The sequence below is a fragment of the Novosphingobium capsulatum NBRC 12533 genome, assembly GCF_001598375.1.
Classification (GTDB): Bacteria; Pseudomonadota; Alphaproteobacteria; order Sphingomonadales; family Sphingomonadaceae; genus Novosphingobium; species Novosphingobium capsulatum.
The window spans coordinates 44,191-57,619 of sequence record NZ_BCYV01000015.1; the positions used below are offsets into that span (position 1 = coordinate 44,191).

General features: G+C 63.9%; 11 protein-coding genes and 1 pseudogene. 5 read left to right on the forward strand and 7 right to left on the reverse strand.

Translation table 11 applies throughout. The features are described from left to right. The first annotated feature begins 301 nt into the window (after positions 1 to 301). Together SCA01S_RS14805 and SCA01S_RS22310 are read left to right on the forward strand one after the other, a co-directional pair. A complete protein-coding gene (locus SCA01S_RS14805; RefSeq protein ID WP_062786931.1) occupies positions 302 to 1,687 on the forward strand; it encodes an IS1380 family transposase in 1,386 nt (461 codons plus the stop codon). Between the two features lie 253 nt (positions 1,688 to 1,940). After that, complete coding sequence (locus tag SCA01S_RS22310; RefSeq protein ID WP_157088997.1) at positions 1,941 to 2,426, forward strand: hypothetical protein; 486 nt, start codon at positions 1,941 to 1,943, stop codon at positions 2,424 to 2,426. 386 nt (positions 2,427 to 2,812) lie between these two features. Here SCA01S_RS22310 and SCA01S_RS14810 read toward each other — a convergent pair whose 3' ends face one another. The 6 genes and pseudogenes from SCA01S_RS14810 to SCA01S_RS14835 all read right to left on the reverse strand — a co-directional run bounded on the left by SCA01S_RS14810 (position 2,813) and on the right by SCA01S_RS14835 (position 8,824). Continuing rightward, complete coding sequence (locus tag SCA01S_RS14810; RefSeq protein WP_028658342.1) at positions 2,813 to 3,430, reverse strand: response regulator transcription factor; 618 nt, start codon at positions 3,428 to 3,430, stop codon at positions 2,813 to 2,815. 302 nt (positions 3,431 to 3,732) lie between these two features. Further along, positions 3,733 to 4,469: pseudogene (locus SCA01S_RS14815) on the reverse strand (proteasome-type protease). A gap of 106 nt (positions 4,470 to 4,575) precedes the next feature. After that, positions 4,576 to 5,391 (reverse strand): transglutaminase family protein, encoded by an 816-nt coding sequence (locus tag SCA01S_RS14820; RefSeq protein WP_062786934.1) that lies wholly within the window; start codon positions 5,389 to 5,391, stop codon positions 4,576 to 4,578. Positions 5,392 to 5,410: 19 nt separating this feature from the next. Further along, the gene (locus SCA01S_RS14825; RefSeq protein ID WP_022678111.1) at positions 5,411 to 6,358 is read right to left on the reverse strand and encodes an alpha-E domain-containing protein; all 948 of its coding nucleotides are present in this window, start codon (positions 6,356 to 6,358) and stop codon (positions 5,411 to 5,413) included. 21 nt (positions 6,359 to 6,379) lie between these two features. Further along, positions 6,380 to 7,813 carry a circularly permuted type 2 ATP-grasp protein gene (locus SCA01S_RS14830; RefSeq protein WP_054132257.1) on the reverse strand — a complete coding sequence of 478 codons (1,434 nt, stop codon included), beginning with the start codon at positions 7,811 to 7,813 and terminating at the stop codon, positions 6,380 to 6,382. 222 nt (positions 7,814 to 8,035) lie between these two features. Then, on the reverse strand, positions 8,036 to 8,824 hold the full coding sequence (locus tag SCA01S_RS14835; RefSeq protein WP_156306639.1) for an esterase/lipase family protein: 789 nt from the start codon (positions 8,822 to 8,824) through the stop codon (positions 8,036 to 8,038). Positions 8,825 to 8,967: 143 nt separating this feature from the next. Between SCA01S_RS14835 and SCA01S_RS14840 the strand changes: the two genes are divergently transcribed. Further along, a complete protein-coding gene (locus SCA01S_RS14840; protein ID WP_062786937.1) occupies positions 8,968 to 9,591 on the forward strand; it encodes a glutathione S-transferase family protein in 624 nt (207 codons plus the stop codon). Positions 9,592 to 9,841: 250 nt separating this feature from the next. Here the strand turns inward: SCA01S_RS14840 and SCA01S_RS14845 are convergent, their stop codons facing one another. After that, the gene (locus SCA01S_RS14845; protein WP_062786940.1) at positions 9,842 to 10,435 is read right to left on the reverse strand and encodes a DUF3617 domain-containing protein; all 594 of its coding nucleotides are present in this window, start codon (positions 10,433 to 10,435) and stop codon (positions 9,842 to 9,844) included. Between the two features lie 115 nt (positions 10,436 to 10,550). On the opposite strand from SCA01S_RS14845, the gene uvrB reads away from it, so the two are divergent. Together uvrB and SCA01S_RS14855 are read left to right on the forward strand one after the other, a co-directional pair. Beyond that, positions 10,551 to 12,737, forward strand: coding sequence for an excinuclease ABC subunit UvrB (uvrB, locus tag SCA01S_RS14850; protein ID WP_062786942.1), 2,187 nt, complete (start codon positions 10,551 to 10,553; stop codon positions 12,735 to 12,737). 125 nt (positions 12,738 to 12,862) lie between these two features. After that, positions 12,863 to 13,429: a hypothetical protein gene (locus SCA01S_RS14855; protein ID WP_062786945.1), complete on the forward strand. Its 567-nt coding sequence runs from the start codon at positions 12,863 to 12,865 to the stop codon at positions 13,427 to 13,429.

Consider the following 13,429-nt stretch of genomic DNA (forward strand, 5'->3'; position numbering starts at 1 on the left):
GGCTTTGTGCTGTTCGGACGGGGCAGTTATTGGGTAGTTTGGGAAGAATACGGCTCTTCGCGACACGGTCCTAATGCGGTGGCCTCTAACCCTGCCAACCAGCTCAGATGAAGCGGGCGCTCTGGCCCTGGATAAAGCGTGGCGCATTTACAATTGCGGCGTTTTTTGCGCTTATCGCAATCAGTTCAGCTCTAGCCCGTCTTATTCATCAGGGTGGGGCAAAGGGTTGGCGGGAGTGGCGTAAGCCACTGATCTGAATTAGGATCTGGGTGTCTAGTCCGAACCTGCCGCAGGGCAGAAAATGCCACAGGCCACACCCGCCATGAACGTCGATAGCGCAAACCCATTCCGATTCCCAGCAGTGGCGCGCAAGAAAGTGACCGCCGCGTTTGATGGTGGCCGGCTCACCTCGGATGGTGGCGTGCTGCTGCTGGCGCAGGCTGAACGTGCAATGGGGATCTGCCAGCGGCTTGCAGCTTGCATTGCCGATCCGCGTGACCCGGCGCGGGTGGTCCATCGCCTCGATGACATCCTGCGTGCCCGCGTGTTCGCGATTGCTTGCGGCTATGAGGATGCCGATGATCTCGACGCCCTGCGCGACGATCCGGGTTTCCGTTTGGCGCTGGGCAAGTTGCCGGGATCGGGCGCGGGACTTGCCAGCCAACCAACGATGAGCCGGTGGGAGAATGCGCCGACCACGCGCGAACTGGCCAGCATGATGGTCGCAATGATCGACATCTACTGCGCCAGCTATCCCGCCCCGCCGGTGGCGGTGACGCTGGATATCGACGATACCTGCGATGTCGTCCATGGCTATCAGCAGCTTTCGTTCTGGAACGGACATCATGGCGAGCGCTGCTTCCTGCCGATCCACGTCTACGATACCGCAACCGGCCGGCCGGTGGCCATGCTGCTGCGCACTGGCAAGACGCCGTCGGGTGCCGAAGCGGCCGGTCACATCCGGCGCCTGGTGCGGCATATCCGCCGGAACTGGCCGGAAACGCACATCACCATCCGTGGTGACGGGCACTATGGCCGGCCCGAGGTCATGGCCTTCTGCGAAGCGGCCGGCATCGACTATGTGTTCGGCCTGCCGACCAACGCCGCGCTGCGTGCCGATCCGGCCATCGTCGCTGCCGCCGATGCCTGCGCGGTCAAGCGCGCCGAGGAAGGCCGCGCGATCCTGCGCCATTATGCCCAGACCCGCTACGGCGCCAAAAGCTGGAAAAGCCAGCGCCGCGTCGTCGCCCGGATCGAGGCCAGCACTTTGGGCATGGACATCCGCTATGTCGTCACCTCGCTGACCGAAGGCTCGGCTGAGCATATCTACGACACGCTTTACTGCGCACGCGGGCAGGTCGAGAACCTGATCAAGCGCCACAAGGCCCAACTCGCCAGCGACCGTACCTCGTGCCGCTCGGCAAACGCCAACCAGGTGCGCCTCATCCTGCACACCGCCGCATACTGGCTGCTGTGGCGCATCAGTCAGGAAGTCCAAAAAGCAGTCGCGCCCAATACCATGTCTCTGGCCGCTGCCGAGTTCGCAACACTGCGCCTGCGGCTGCTCAAGGTTGCCGCCCGGATCATCGAAAGCACCACGCGCATCCGCGTCGCCTTCACGTCAGCATGCCCGGATGCCAGCGTGTTCCGAGCCATCGCCACCACCCTCCCGCCGGCGCCAGCATGATCAACGCGGCAGTGCCGCCGACCCCAAAGCCCACCTCCAGCAACCTCGAAAAGCCCATTGCTCAGGTCGCGGTGAAAACACCGTCGATGACGCGCCACTGCATCATGCCGCCAGCGAACAATCAAAACCGATCAGACCGGAACAGCGACCTCATGAATAAGACGGGCTAGTCCTCTTGTGGGAAAAGCATCGGCTCGCTCAATTCAACCGAACCCACCTGCGGCCGTTGCTATTTGATGCAAGCAATCCGGTGTTGACCGACGCTCACGCCTTGCTGGCGCGATTGCAGAATCCCAAAGCGGCAAGCAGTCTTCAGTTTGCTGCTATGCCGTCGTTCGGCAAGAGATGGTTCGCAATATCGCTTTCTGAGACAGGCCCACGAAGCATTGGAGAAGTGATCATCACAACACCAGCGGGTCAGGTTCTGCGGAAAGATACATTCGTCGTGCCCGGAGACGATTTGGCTTCGTTCCTGCGGCAATGGGATGAGATAACTGATGGGTATTCAGGCGAAGGACGAATTCTTACCGATGGAAATCCATTAGCATTTGAGCGGCGGCGCGATGGGGCAATAAGCTCGGGAGAAGGGAACTCACCCTGTCATTACGACGTGTTAGGCGACTTAGCTGCGCGGGCTTTAGGCCAATATGTGCCAGAGCTTGCCGATCTACGCGATCCAACTCTTCCAGCGATACTGCAAAGCAACCTTTGTAAGCGTTCCATTTTCGTGTGGCGCTGACATATAATCCCCCTTTCATTTACTGAACCTCCTAGAGTCACGCAGTAAAACGCGTGTGCAGCCAATTCACAAAATGACTGATTTCGCGCAGAGGCGCGGAGGCGCGGAGATTCTAGCTTTTCCGCGCCTCTGCGCCTCTGCGCGACAAAGCTTTTGTTGTAATCAGTTCATTGCCTGACGGCGCGTGACGTCGCAGCGCTGGGCCCGGCATTTTTGTGGCGGGTTCGGGCTAACACGCCCCCTCCGACAGCCCTGCGGGCTGCCACCTCCCCCACGGTGTGGGGGAGGATCTTGGTGGGCCTGCCAGAATCCAGAAAGGCGGGAGATCACGTTGCCCGCCTTCCTGCAGCCCCCCTCATGGCCGATGTCGTGTGTCTACTGCGGTGTCAGGCGGCGTCGCCCAAGCCGGTCGCCTCGATCCGCAGGCGGACGGCTTCGGCGGCGTGGCGGGCGCCGAGTTTGCCCATCATCTTCATGCGATGGATTTCCACGGTGCGCGGGCTGATATCCAGGTCACGCGCGATGGCCTTGTTGCTGCAGCCTTCGGCCAGGCGATCGAGCACCTCGCGTTCGCGCAGCGAGAGGCGGGCGATGCGCTGGCGTGCCTCCGCGGCGCGGGCGCGTTGTACGCGGTGCGATTCGGCTTCGTGCGCGGCGCGGCTGATTGCCTCGTTGAGCGGACCGATCTGGTTGGGAATCGCCAGGTAATCCAGCGCCCCCGCCTTGATCGTGCGCACCACCGCCCAGGTTTCCGGGGCATTGCCAATGGCGATAACTGGCAGCCAGTGCCCGGCACGCATCATCGCCGCGATCAGCGCCGGCACCGCCTCTCCGGGCGGATCGTCATGCGCCAAGAGCAGCCCGGTACTGGGCGCGTGCGCCAGCAACTCGTCCGTACTGCCGTAAATTTCGGCATGATGTCCGGCGGCAAAGGCGAGACGAGCAAGCTGTGCCCGGCGGGCAGAGTCGCTATCGAGGATGTGGAGTGTGACACGTTCGACCATGGTGCCGAAGTAACCACTACGGGCTGCTTCCACGCCACGCATGAATGCTTCGAACTGAACGCTTCCTTCGGACTCAAGACCGGTTAGCTGCCCATATTCCTTAGGGAATTCGGCTCCGAAGCGGAGCCAACTATTTGGCTGAAGATCGCCGAGATATGACAACTTTGTTGACCTGCCCCTAAGTGTCCGCCGCACCCCAAGCGGTGGCGTTTCCCGAGGTTTGTTAATGACATATTGCGTTTCGAAACGTGAATTTTCGTCATTAACGCGGCAGTAATGATCCAGAGTGGCACATTATCCGATCAATCGAACCGATAGTCTGGCAGCTGATGGAAAGCGTTGCGCAGCGCCTCGCTCCAGCTGGACGAAATCGCGTTGAAATAGGGATCGTCGGCGCGGATGCGGCGCTGGTGCAGCGGCTCGAACTGGTCGCGCGCGATGACGGTCAGATCGAACGGCAAGCCCACCGACAGATTGGCCGCCACGGTCGAATCGAACGAGACCATCAGCAGCTTGACCGCCTGTTCGAAATCCATGCCCTTGTCATAGCCGCGCAGCAGGATCGGCCGGCCATACTTGGTTTCACCGATCTGGAAAAACGGCGTATCGAAGCTCGCCTCGATGAAGTTGCCTTCGGGATAGATCATGAACAGGCGCGGCTCCATGTCCCTGATCTGGCCCGCCACGATCATCGTCGCGGTAAAGCGCGCGCCCTCGCCCTGCACCGGGCCGGACTGGCGCCCCTCGATCACGCCGCGCAGCAGATTGCCAACATGCGTGGCAACCTGGAACATGGTGGCTCTTCGAGGATCGACGGGCGCCGCTCGCTGGGCGCCTTGTTGCGCTCCTCAAGCTGGCTGATCACCGCCTGAGTCGTCGCGAGGTTGCCCGCCGTCATGATCGTGATGACCCGCTCGCCCGGCACCGACCAGGTAAAGCTCTTGCGGAATACCGAAATGTTGTCGACGCCCGAATTGGTGCGGGTGTCGCTCATCAGGACGAGCCCCTTGTCGAGCATCATCCCCACGCAATAGGTCATTGTCCGTCCCCGTCCGGCCGGCGCGCGCCGGCCGGTTCCCCACTATCCTACACCTGCGATGCCTGCCGCAATGCCCTTGGCGGCACCGTGGCCTTCACGCAGGGTCTTATTGTTCCATGCGCTGTTGTTCAACGGCCAGGCTGACATGCATCGCTTCGTCACGCGCGCCATAGCGGATGCCGGTGATCGGCGCGCAGGCAGTGTAATCACAGCCAGTCGCCAGGTGGACATAGCGCGCATCGGGGCAGATCGCGTTGGCGATATCGAAGCCGACCCAGCCCAGTCCCGGCACATGGGCCTGCGCCCAGGCATGGCCGGCATCCTGTTCCACCCGATCGTCCATCATCAGGTAGCCGCTGGCATAGCGCGCGGGAACGCCGAGTAGCCGCGCAGCGGCGATGAACACGTGGGCTTGGTCCTGGCACACCCCGCGCCCGGCGGCGAGCACCTCCTCAGCCGAAGTGGCAACATCGGTGTGCCCGCTTTCATAGGCCACCGCCTCGCGCACCAGGGCACTGAGCGCGTGGAGCCGGGCCAGCACGTCTTCCGCCTCTTCGGGCAGGGCATCGACCAGTGCGCGCAAGCGCGGGCCGCCCCGCGTCAATGCGGTCTGCTCGGTAAAATGCCACAGCGGCAGATGGCCGGACTGCTTGCCCATCACTCCGGCATTGTCAGCTGTCTGGACCACGCCCTGGCTGCGAATCACCACCTCGCGCGCGCCGGGCACGAACGAGATCAGCGTAACGCGGTTGCCGTTTTCGTCGTCGTACGACACCTCGGGCCGCGCGCCTTCCAGCTCGATCTCCCAGAACTCCGCGCTTTGCCCACGGCAGGCCAGCGGGGTGAGGCGCAGGCGTTGCAGCCCGTGGGCCACCGGCGTGGAAAAGGTGTAGCGCGTGGTGTGGCTGATCGCGAGGCGCATGGGCGGCCTTCCCCTTTCCTTATTCGGTAAAGCGATAGTCGCGCTGGATCTGCTGCGCGAGGTGGTTGTTGGCGGCGATGAACTGGCCGATCACCTGGTGGAGCCCGTGCTCGAACACGCCATCGATCGTCTGACTCTTGAGCTGCTCGTGCGTGCGCGCGGCAATCTCGTGCGTTTCCAGCCGATCGCCGTATTCGACCGCCAGCCGATCGAGATAGTCGCGCAGCTGGGCATAGCAGAACGCCAGGCTGCGCGGAAAACGCCCGTCGAGCATGAGGAACTCGGCAATGCCGCGCGCCTCCATCCGCCCGGCGTTGAGCCAGCGATAGGCACGGTCCCCGGCCACGGCCCGCAGCACGTTGTCCCACTGCACGTTGTCGAGGCTGGAGCCGACATAGGACAGCGAAGGCAGCAGCACATAGTACTTCACATCGAGCAGGCGCGCGGTGTTGTCGGCCCGTTCGATAAAGCTGCCGGCGCGGGCAAAGTAATAGATGTCGTTGCGCAGCATCGTGCCTTCCATCGCCCCGCGCACCAGGGTGGACTGGCGGCGAATCAGGTCGAGCACGCCGCCCAGGCGCGTTTCAGTGACAGTGCGGGCCAGTTCCTGCTTGAGGATCATCCAGCTTTCGTTGACCGCCTCCCACACCTCGCGCGTGATGCCGGTGCGAACCATGCGCGCGTTGTGGCGCGCCTGTTCGACCATGCTCAGCACGTTGCCGGGGTTGTCGCGATCGCGCAGGATGAAGTTGAACACGTTGCTGCCGGCATAGTCGTTGCCGAACTTGGCCTGATAGGCCCCCTGCAATCCCAGCGTGACGATGACCGAGCGCCATTCGTCGCTGGCATCGGCGGCGTCGCGGGTCAGCGCCATGCGAAAGCCGGCCTCGACCAGCCGCGCGGTGTTTTCCGCGCGCTCGAGATAGCGGAACAGCCAGAAGATGCCGTTGGCGGAACGTCCAAGCATTTTATCGTTTTCCCTTCCGCCTCAATCGTCCAGCACCCAGCTGTCCTTGGTGCCGCCCCCTTGCGACGAATTGACCACCAGCGATCCTTTCTTGAGCGCAACCCGCGTCAGGCCGCCCGGCGTGATGTCGATCCCCTGCGGCGAGACCAACACGAACGGGCGCAGGTCGACATGGCGCGGCGCCAGGCCGGCCTTGGTGAAGATCGGCACGGTGGAGAGCGAAAGCGTCGGCTGCGCGATGTAGTTATCGGGATTGGCGCGCAGCTTTTCGGCAAACATCGCGATTTCCCGCTGCGACGAGGTGGGCCCGATCAGCATGCCGTAGCCGCCCGAGCCATGCACTTCCTTGACCACCAGATCCGCCAGATTGTCGAGCACGTAGGCCAGCGAATCGCTTTCCGAACAGCGCCAGGTGGGCACGTTGGCCAGGATCGGCTTTTCGCCGGTATAGAATTCGATGATCTCGGGCATGAAACTGTAGATCGCCTTGTCATCGGCAATCCCGGTGCCCGGCGCATTGGCAATGGTGATGCCGCCAGCGCGATAGACATCCATGATCCCCGAAACGCCCAGCACGCTTTCAGGCTTGAACGACAGCGGATCGAGGTAATCATCATCGACCCGGCGATAGAGTACGTCGATCGCCTGCCAGCCGCGCGTGGTGCGCATGGCGACGCGGCCGTTCTCCACCTTGAGGTCGCTGCCTTCGACCAGTTCGGCGCCCATCTGGTCCGCCAGGAAGGCGTGCTCGTAATAGGCGCTGTTGAACGTGCCCGGCGTCAGCACCGCCACCACCGGCTTGTGCCCGCTTGCCGCCGGCGGGGCGCAGGCCGCCAGGCTGCGCGCCAGGCGGCGGGGATAATCGGAAACCTCGCGCACCCGCACCTTGGTGAACAGTTCGGGGAACATGGCCATCATGGTTTCGCGGTTTTCGAGCATGTAGGACACGCCCGATGGTGTGCGAGCGTTGTCTTCCAGCACCATGAAATCATCTTCGCCAGTGCGGACAAGGTCGATGCCAACGATGTGGGTATAGACGCCGCCCGGCGGGGTAAAACCAGCCATCTGCGGCAGAAAGGCCTTGTTACCCTTGAGCACGCGTTCGGGCAGGCGCCCGGACCGGACGATTTCCTGGCGATGATAGAGATCGTGGAGGAAAGCGTTGAGCGCGCGCACCCGCTGCTCGATGCCCTTCGACAGGCGGCGCCACTGCGCGGCGTTGATGATCCGTGGGACCATGTCGAAGGGGATGAGGCGCTCTTCGGCGTCCTCGTTGCCGTAAACGTTGAAGGTAATCCCGGTCTTGCGGAAAAAGGCTTCGGCTTCGCCCGATTTTCGCCGCAGCAATTCGGGTGGTTGCTCTTTCAGCCACTCGCAATACCCGCTGTAGGCAGGGCGTGTGGAGCCATCGGCTTCAAGCATCTCGTCATAGGACGAGAGCGAGGATTTGGTCATGCAGAACCTCCCGTCTGGCCCATTGCTTGCACACGATTCGGTCGGCCGCAAGCGCCGATGCTGCGCGTGCGAAACAATTGATTCCATCGTGGCGCAGCCCCTTGCACAGGGCGATGTGGCGTGGCAGCATCCGCGCCGCGCCGGTTCGCGCCAGTTTTCGTGCGTTTACTGGCAGGAAAACCGACCAGACCGCCCGGAACGGCGGAATCTGCCCCGACAGACTCAGTAGCGCGCGACAAGATCGACAAGCGTGCGGGCCACCTGCGGATGGGCGGCAAAGCCCAGATGGGTCACGCGCAGCGGTACAGCCAGATCGCGCTCGCCCGGCCAGCCGGCCGCGCTGCGCGGCGCGATGATCCCGTCACGCGGGCTCCACAACGCGATCGTCGGCACCGGCGGCTTGGTCGCCAGGTCTTGCGCCATCGGTGCCTCGTCGACACTGTGGCCCGCAACGATCTGATAGGCGCGCCAGGCATTGTTGGCGCGGCGGTCACCCGAAAACGGTGTGCCCATGGTGATCACCAGGCCGACATGGTCCGGACAGGTCTTGGCCAGCTGGCGCGCAAACAGTCCGCCAAGGCTCCAGCCTACCAGGACCAGCGGCTCGCCCTCGCGCCGGGCCATTGTCTCCACCCGCTCGGCCAGCCGTTCAAAGCGGTCCTCGCTCGATCCGAAATTGAAGCCCAGGCCCCAGTCGCTCACGCGATGGCCCGCGCTTTCCAGTGCAGTGGCCAGCGGCTTCATGCGCACCGGATGCGTGCCGAACCCGGGCAGCAGCATCACCGGCCGGGCATGGCGCGCGGGTGGATAGGACGGCAGCGGCGCGCCGCGCGCGGCCTGCCAATGGTCGATCGGGGTGGCCAGTTCGCCGATCAGCCGCGGCCAGGCCGGGCCGCGCACGCCCTCGGGCCGGGGCGCAAATGCCAACGCACGCCGTCGCGCCAGGGCAGCACCCAGCGTTTCGAGTTGTGCCCACGCGCTGCGTGGCGGAGAGGAAGGTTGCGTGGCCATGGGAATCACCGGCAAACAGCTATCGGACGCCGGGAAGGAACGCCAGAAAGACGGAATTGTTTCAAATTCATGTCACATTCGCCCGATAGGCTTGCGTGGCAGCCAGCTTCGCCAGCCCGGCGCGCGTCGTTCAAGGAGGCCCCATGATCACCGTCCACCACCTCAACAATTCGCGCTCGCAACGCGTGCTCTGGCTGCTGGAGGAACTGGGATTTCCCTACACGGTGAAACGCTATGAGCGCGACGCCAAGACGATGCTGGCGCCGCCCGCACTGCGCGCGGTCCACCCGCTCGGCAAGTCCCCGGTGATCGAGGACGAGGGCCGCATCCTGGCCGAAAGCGGCGCGATCGTGGAATACCTGGTGGACAAGGCCGGCGGGCAGTTGGGCGCGCCTGCCGATGAGCAGGACGCGCTGCGCTATCGCATGTTCCTGCACTATGCCGAAGGGTCGCTGATGCCGCCGCTCCTGCTCAAGCTGGTGCTGTCGCGCGTGCCGATCATGGGCAAGCTCGCCTTGAAGCGCATCCAGCCGATGATCGACGTGCATCTCGATTTCGTCGAGCGCGAACTGGCCAGCCGGCCCTGGTTTGCCGGCCCCGCCATGACCGCGGCCGACGTGATGATGAGCTTCCCGATCGAGGCCGCCCGCGCCCGTGCCGGCCTTGACCAAACGCGGCCCCACACGATCGCCTGGCTGGACAAGATCCAGGCCCTCCCCGCCTATCGCCGCGCGATCGAAGTGGGCGGGCCTTACGCCTATGATTGAATACTGCCGGCCGTCTTTCGCCTGGTTCGGGCGCGATTACGGCAAGAGGCAGGTTACGCCCAGTTGCAGCCATGCTGGCGTTTTGCACAAACATAACAGCTGGCCCCCGGATCAAGTCCGGGGTGACGAGAAAATATAGATGACGTAAAGACTTATCGTCACCCCGGACTTGATCCGGGGTCCAGCTTGATAACGCGCACCTTGGCTGCCGTCATCGCGCATGCGGCAGCCAGCCACCCGAAATACCCCTTCAAATCGCCGCCGCCTTTTCATCGGCGTCGGCCTGGGTCTTTTCCTGCGGGGTGCATTCGCCCACACGGTTGGACTGGGTCGCCACGTGCATGCGCATCTGCTTGCCGCCCGGGCCGCTGCCGGTCATGTCCATGTCCATGGTGAAGTGATCGCTGCCATAGGTGCCTTTGAGCGTGATCGTCTGCGTGCTGCCGTTGTGGCCGCAGTTGAGCACGCCATCGATCTTGCCATCGGCCATGGTGAAGGTCTTGTAGCGGCAGCTCTTGTCGGCCTGGCCGAAGAAATCGCCATCGGGGCGCGCGGCCTTTTCCTTGGTCAGGCATGACCGTTCGGCGCGGGCATGGCCCATCGCGTCCTTCATTCCCGCCACCATTTCCGGCGGCATGCCGGGCATGTCGATATCGATCGCCTTGACCTGGGTGCTCCACGCGCCCGGCTGAAACTTCACCCCTGCGCCCGCCACTTTGGCCGCCACTTCACCGGCATCGGCATCCTTGGCCACCACGGCCGGCTCTTTCTTGCAGCCCGGCAGAAGAACAGCCAGGGTCAGCAGGACAGGCCCGAGCAAGGCGGATGGGGTCTTGGCAATCATCGTTACTCTCCCGTTTGGGGACATGACGCTATCACGCTCGCCGAGCCATGGCCATGGCGCGATCGGGCGGTTTGCGCCGATTGCATCTGGGCCTTGTGTTCCCCATATGTTGCCCATGGCCGAAATCATCATCCGCAGGGGGCTGGAAGAGCCCGATACCTCTGGCAACTTTGTGCCGCACAAGCCGCAGCGGCCCGAGAAGCTGGAGCCGGGCCGCCCGTTCAAGGTGGTGTCGGAATATCAGCCCGCAGGTGACCAGCCGACCGCGATTGCCGACCTGGTGGCCGGCGCGCGCGAGGGCGAGCGCACGCAAGTGCTGCTGGGCGTGACCGGCTCGGGCAAGACGTTCACCATGGCCAAGGTGATCGAGGAATTGCAGCGCCCCGCCCTTATCCTGGCGCCCAACAAGATCCTGGCGGCGCAGCTTTATGGCGAGATGAAGAGCTTTTTCCCCGAAAACGCGGTGGAATATTTCGTCTCGTACTACGATTATTACCAGCCCGAAGCCTATGTGCCGCGCTCCGACACCTACATCGAGAAGGAAAGCTCGGTGAACGAGGCGATCGATCGCATGCGCCACTCGGCCACGCGCGCCTTGCTCGAACGCGACGACGTGATCATCGTTGCCTCGGTCTCGTGCCTCTATGGCATCGGCTCGGTCGAAACCTATTCGGCCATGGTGTTCGACCTCAAGAAGGGCGAAAGCGTCGACCAGGGCGAGATCGTGCGCAAGCTGGTTGCCCTGCAATACAAGCGCAACGACCATGCCTTTCAGCGCGGCACGTTCCGCGTGCGCGGTGACAACCTCGAAATCTTCCCCTCGCACTATGAAGACACCGCCTGGCGCGTGACGTTCTTTGGCGACGAGATCGAGGAGATTGCCGAGTTCGACCCCCTCACCGGCAAGGCCGACACGCGGCTTTCCCAGGTGCGGGTCTATGCCAATTCGCACCACGTCACGCCCGGCCCCACGCTGATGCAGGCGCGCGAGGCGATCAAGTTCGAACTGGCCGAACGGCTCAAGGAGCTTCATGCCGAGGGCAAGCTGCTGGAGGCGCAGCGGCTGGAACAGCGCACCCATTTCGACCTGGAAATGATGGCCGCCACCGGTTCGTGCGCGGGGATCGAGAACTATTCCCGCTTCCTCACCGGCCGCCTGCCGGGCGAGCCGCCGCCAACCCTGTTCGAATACCTGCCCGACAACGCGCTGCTGTTCGTGGACGAAAGCCACCAGACTGTGCCGCAGATCGGCGCGATGGCGCGCGGGGACCATCGCCGCAAGATGACCCTGGCCGAATACGGCTTTCGCCTGCCCAGTTGCATCGACAACCGCCCGCTGCGCTTCAACGAATGGGAGGCGATGCGCCCGCAGACCTTCGCCGTTTCGGCAACGCCCGGCAATTGGGAGATGGAACAGGCCGGCGGCGTGTTTGCCGAGCAGGTCATCCGCCCGACCGGGCTGATCGATCCGCCGGTGCTCATCCGACCGGTGGAAGACCAGGTGCAGGACTGCATCAACGAATGCCGCCTGACCGCGCAGAACGGCTATCGCACGCTGGTGACCACGCTAACCAAGCGCATGGCCGAAGACCTGACCGAGTTCATGCACGAGGCCGGCCTGCGCGTGCGCTATATGCATTCCGACGTCGAGACGCTGGAGCGCATTGAACTGATCCGCGACCTGCGTCTGGGCGTTTATGACGTGCTGGTGGGCATCAACCTGCTGCGCGAAGGGCTCGATATTCCCGAATGCGGGCTGGTGTGCATTCTCGATGCTGACAAGGAAGGCTTCCTGCGTTCGGAAACCTCGCTGATCCAGACCATCGGCCGCGCCGCGCGCAACGTCGATGGGCGCGTTATCCTCTATGCCGATCGCATGACCGGATCGATGGAGCGCGCGATTGCCGAAACCGATCGCCGGCGCGAAAAGCAGAACGCCTATAACGAGTTGCACGGGATCACCCCGGCCACGATCAAGCGCCAGATCGCCGATATCATCGCCGATACTGCCAGCCGCGACGGTGTGCTGGTGGACCTGGACGACGACAGCACCAACAACCTCGTCGGCCACAACCTGCGCAGCCACATCGAAGACCTGGAAAAGCGCATGCGCAATGCCGCCGCCGACCTGGAATTCGAAGAAGCCGGCCGCCTGCGCGACGAAATCCGCCGCCTGGAATCGACCGAGCTTGGCCTGCCCGAAGGCGATCGCAAGGCACCCGTGGTCGGCCGCAGCAACGAAGGCAAGCCGGGCACCCGCAAGACACGCTACGGCAAATCACAGAAGAAGTGGGGGAAGTGAGCGGCTGCTAACACGCCCTGGACGGAGTTCGATCCTCCCTCCGCAAAGCGGGGGGAGGTGGCGGCCGCAGGCCGTCGGAGGGGGGATGGTTGCTCACGGTGCGCATTCACGATAGCACCCGCGCCATGACCATGCGCCGTTGCATTTCGCTGCTCGCCCTGTCCATCCTCGCCGCCTGCTCGCAGCAAGCCCCGGCCCCGCAGGACAGCGGCACCCCGCTCAACGCCGTGCGCGTGCCTTTGCCGGAAAGCCAGCCTTTGCCGACGGCCCCGGCGGGTAATGACAAGCCGGTCTGGGCCGGCGCGCCGGGTGGAGACAGCGTGCGTTTCGGCACGCCAGGGGCGGGGCCAGATCTTTCGCTATCGTGCCGTCAGGGGGTTCTGGTGGTAACCCGGCATGTCCCGGCCGAAGTGGGCGCGCAGGCGCTGTTTGCCCTGCAGGGACGCAAGCGCATCGTGCGCCTGGCAGTGGATGCCACTTCGGTGCCGGGTTCGCCGGGCTATCTGTGGCAGGGCAGCCTGCCGGCGGGCGATCCGGCGGCCGAGGTGTTCGACGGGCCGTTTACCGGCACCCTGCCCGATGCCGGCAAGATCAGCGTGCCGGGCAGCGATCTGGTGCGCGCGCTGATCCGCCGCTGTGGCGCGCGCCCGGCCACGGGGGCGACACTGGCCGCGCCCCAGGCCCAGGAATGA

Coding starts and splice junctions, on each gene's coding strand:
- SCA01S_RS14805 (WP_062786931.1), top strand. CDS start 302: ATGCCACAGGCCACACCCGCCATGAACGTCGATAGCGCAAACCCATTC.
- SCA01S_RS14810 (WP_028658342.1), bottom strand. CDS start 3,430: ATGGTCGAACGTGTCACACTCCACATCCTCGATAGCGACTCTGCCCGC.
- SCA01S_RS14820 (WP_062786934.1), bottom strand. CDS start 5,391: ATGCGCCTCGCGATCAGCCACACCACGCGCTACACCTTTTCCACGCCG.
- SCA01S_RS14825 (WP_022678111.1), bottom strand. CDS start 6,358: ATGCTTGGACGTTCCGCCAACGGCATCTTCTGGCTGTTCCGCTATCTC.
- SCA01S_RS14830 (WP_054132257.1), bottom strand. CDS start 7,813: ATGACCAAATCCTCGCTCTCGTCCTATGACGAGATGCTTGAAGCCGAT.
- SCA01S_RS14835 (WP_156306639.1), bottom strand. CDS start 8,824: ATGGCCACGCAACCTTCCTCTCCGCCACGCAGCGCGTGGGCACAACTC.
- SCA01S_RS14840 (WP_062786937.1), top strand. CDS start 8,968: ATGATCACCGTCCACCACCTCAACAATTCGCGCTCGCAACGCGTGCTC.
- SCA01S_RS14845 (WP_062786940.1), bottom strand. CDS start 10,435: ATGATTGCCAAGACCCCATCCGCCTTGCTCGGGCCTGTCCTGCTGACC.
- uvrB (WP_062786942.1), top strand. CDS start 10,551: ATGGCCGAAATCATCATCCGCAGGGGGCTGGAAGAGCCCGATACCTCT.
- SCA01S_RS14855 (WP_062786945.1), top strand. CDS start 12,863: ATGACCATGCGCCGTTGCATTTCGCTGCTCGCCCTGTCCATCCTCGCC.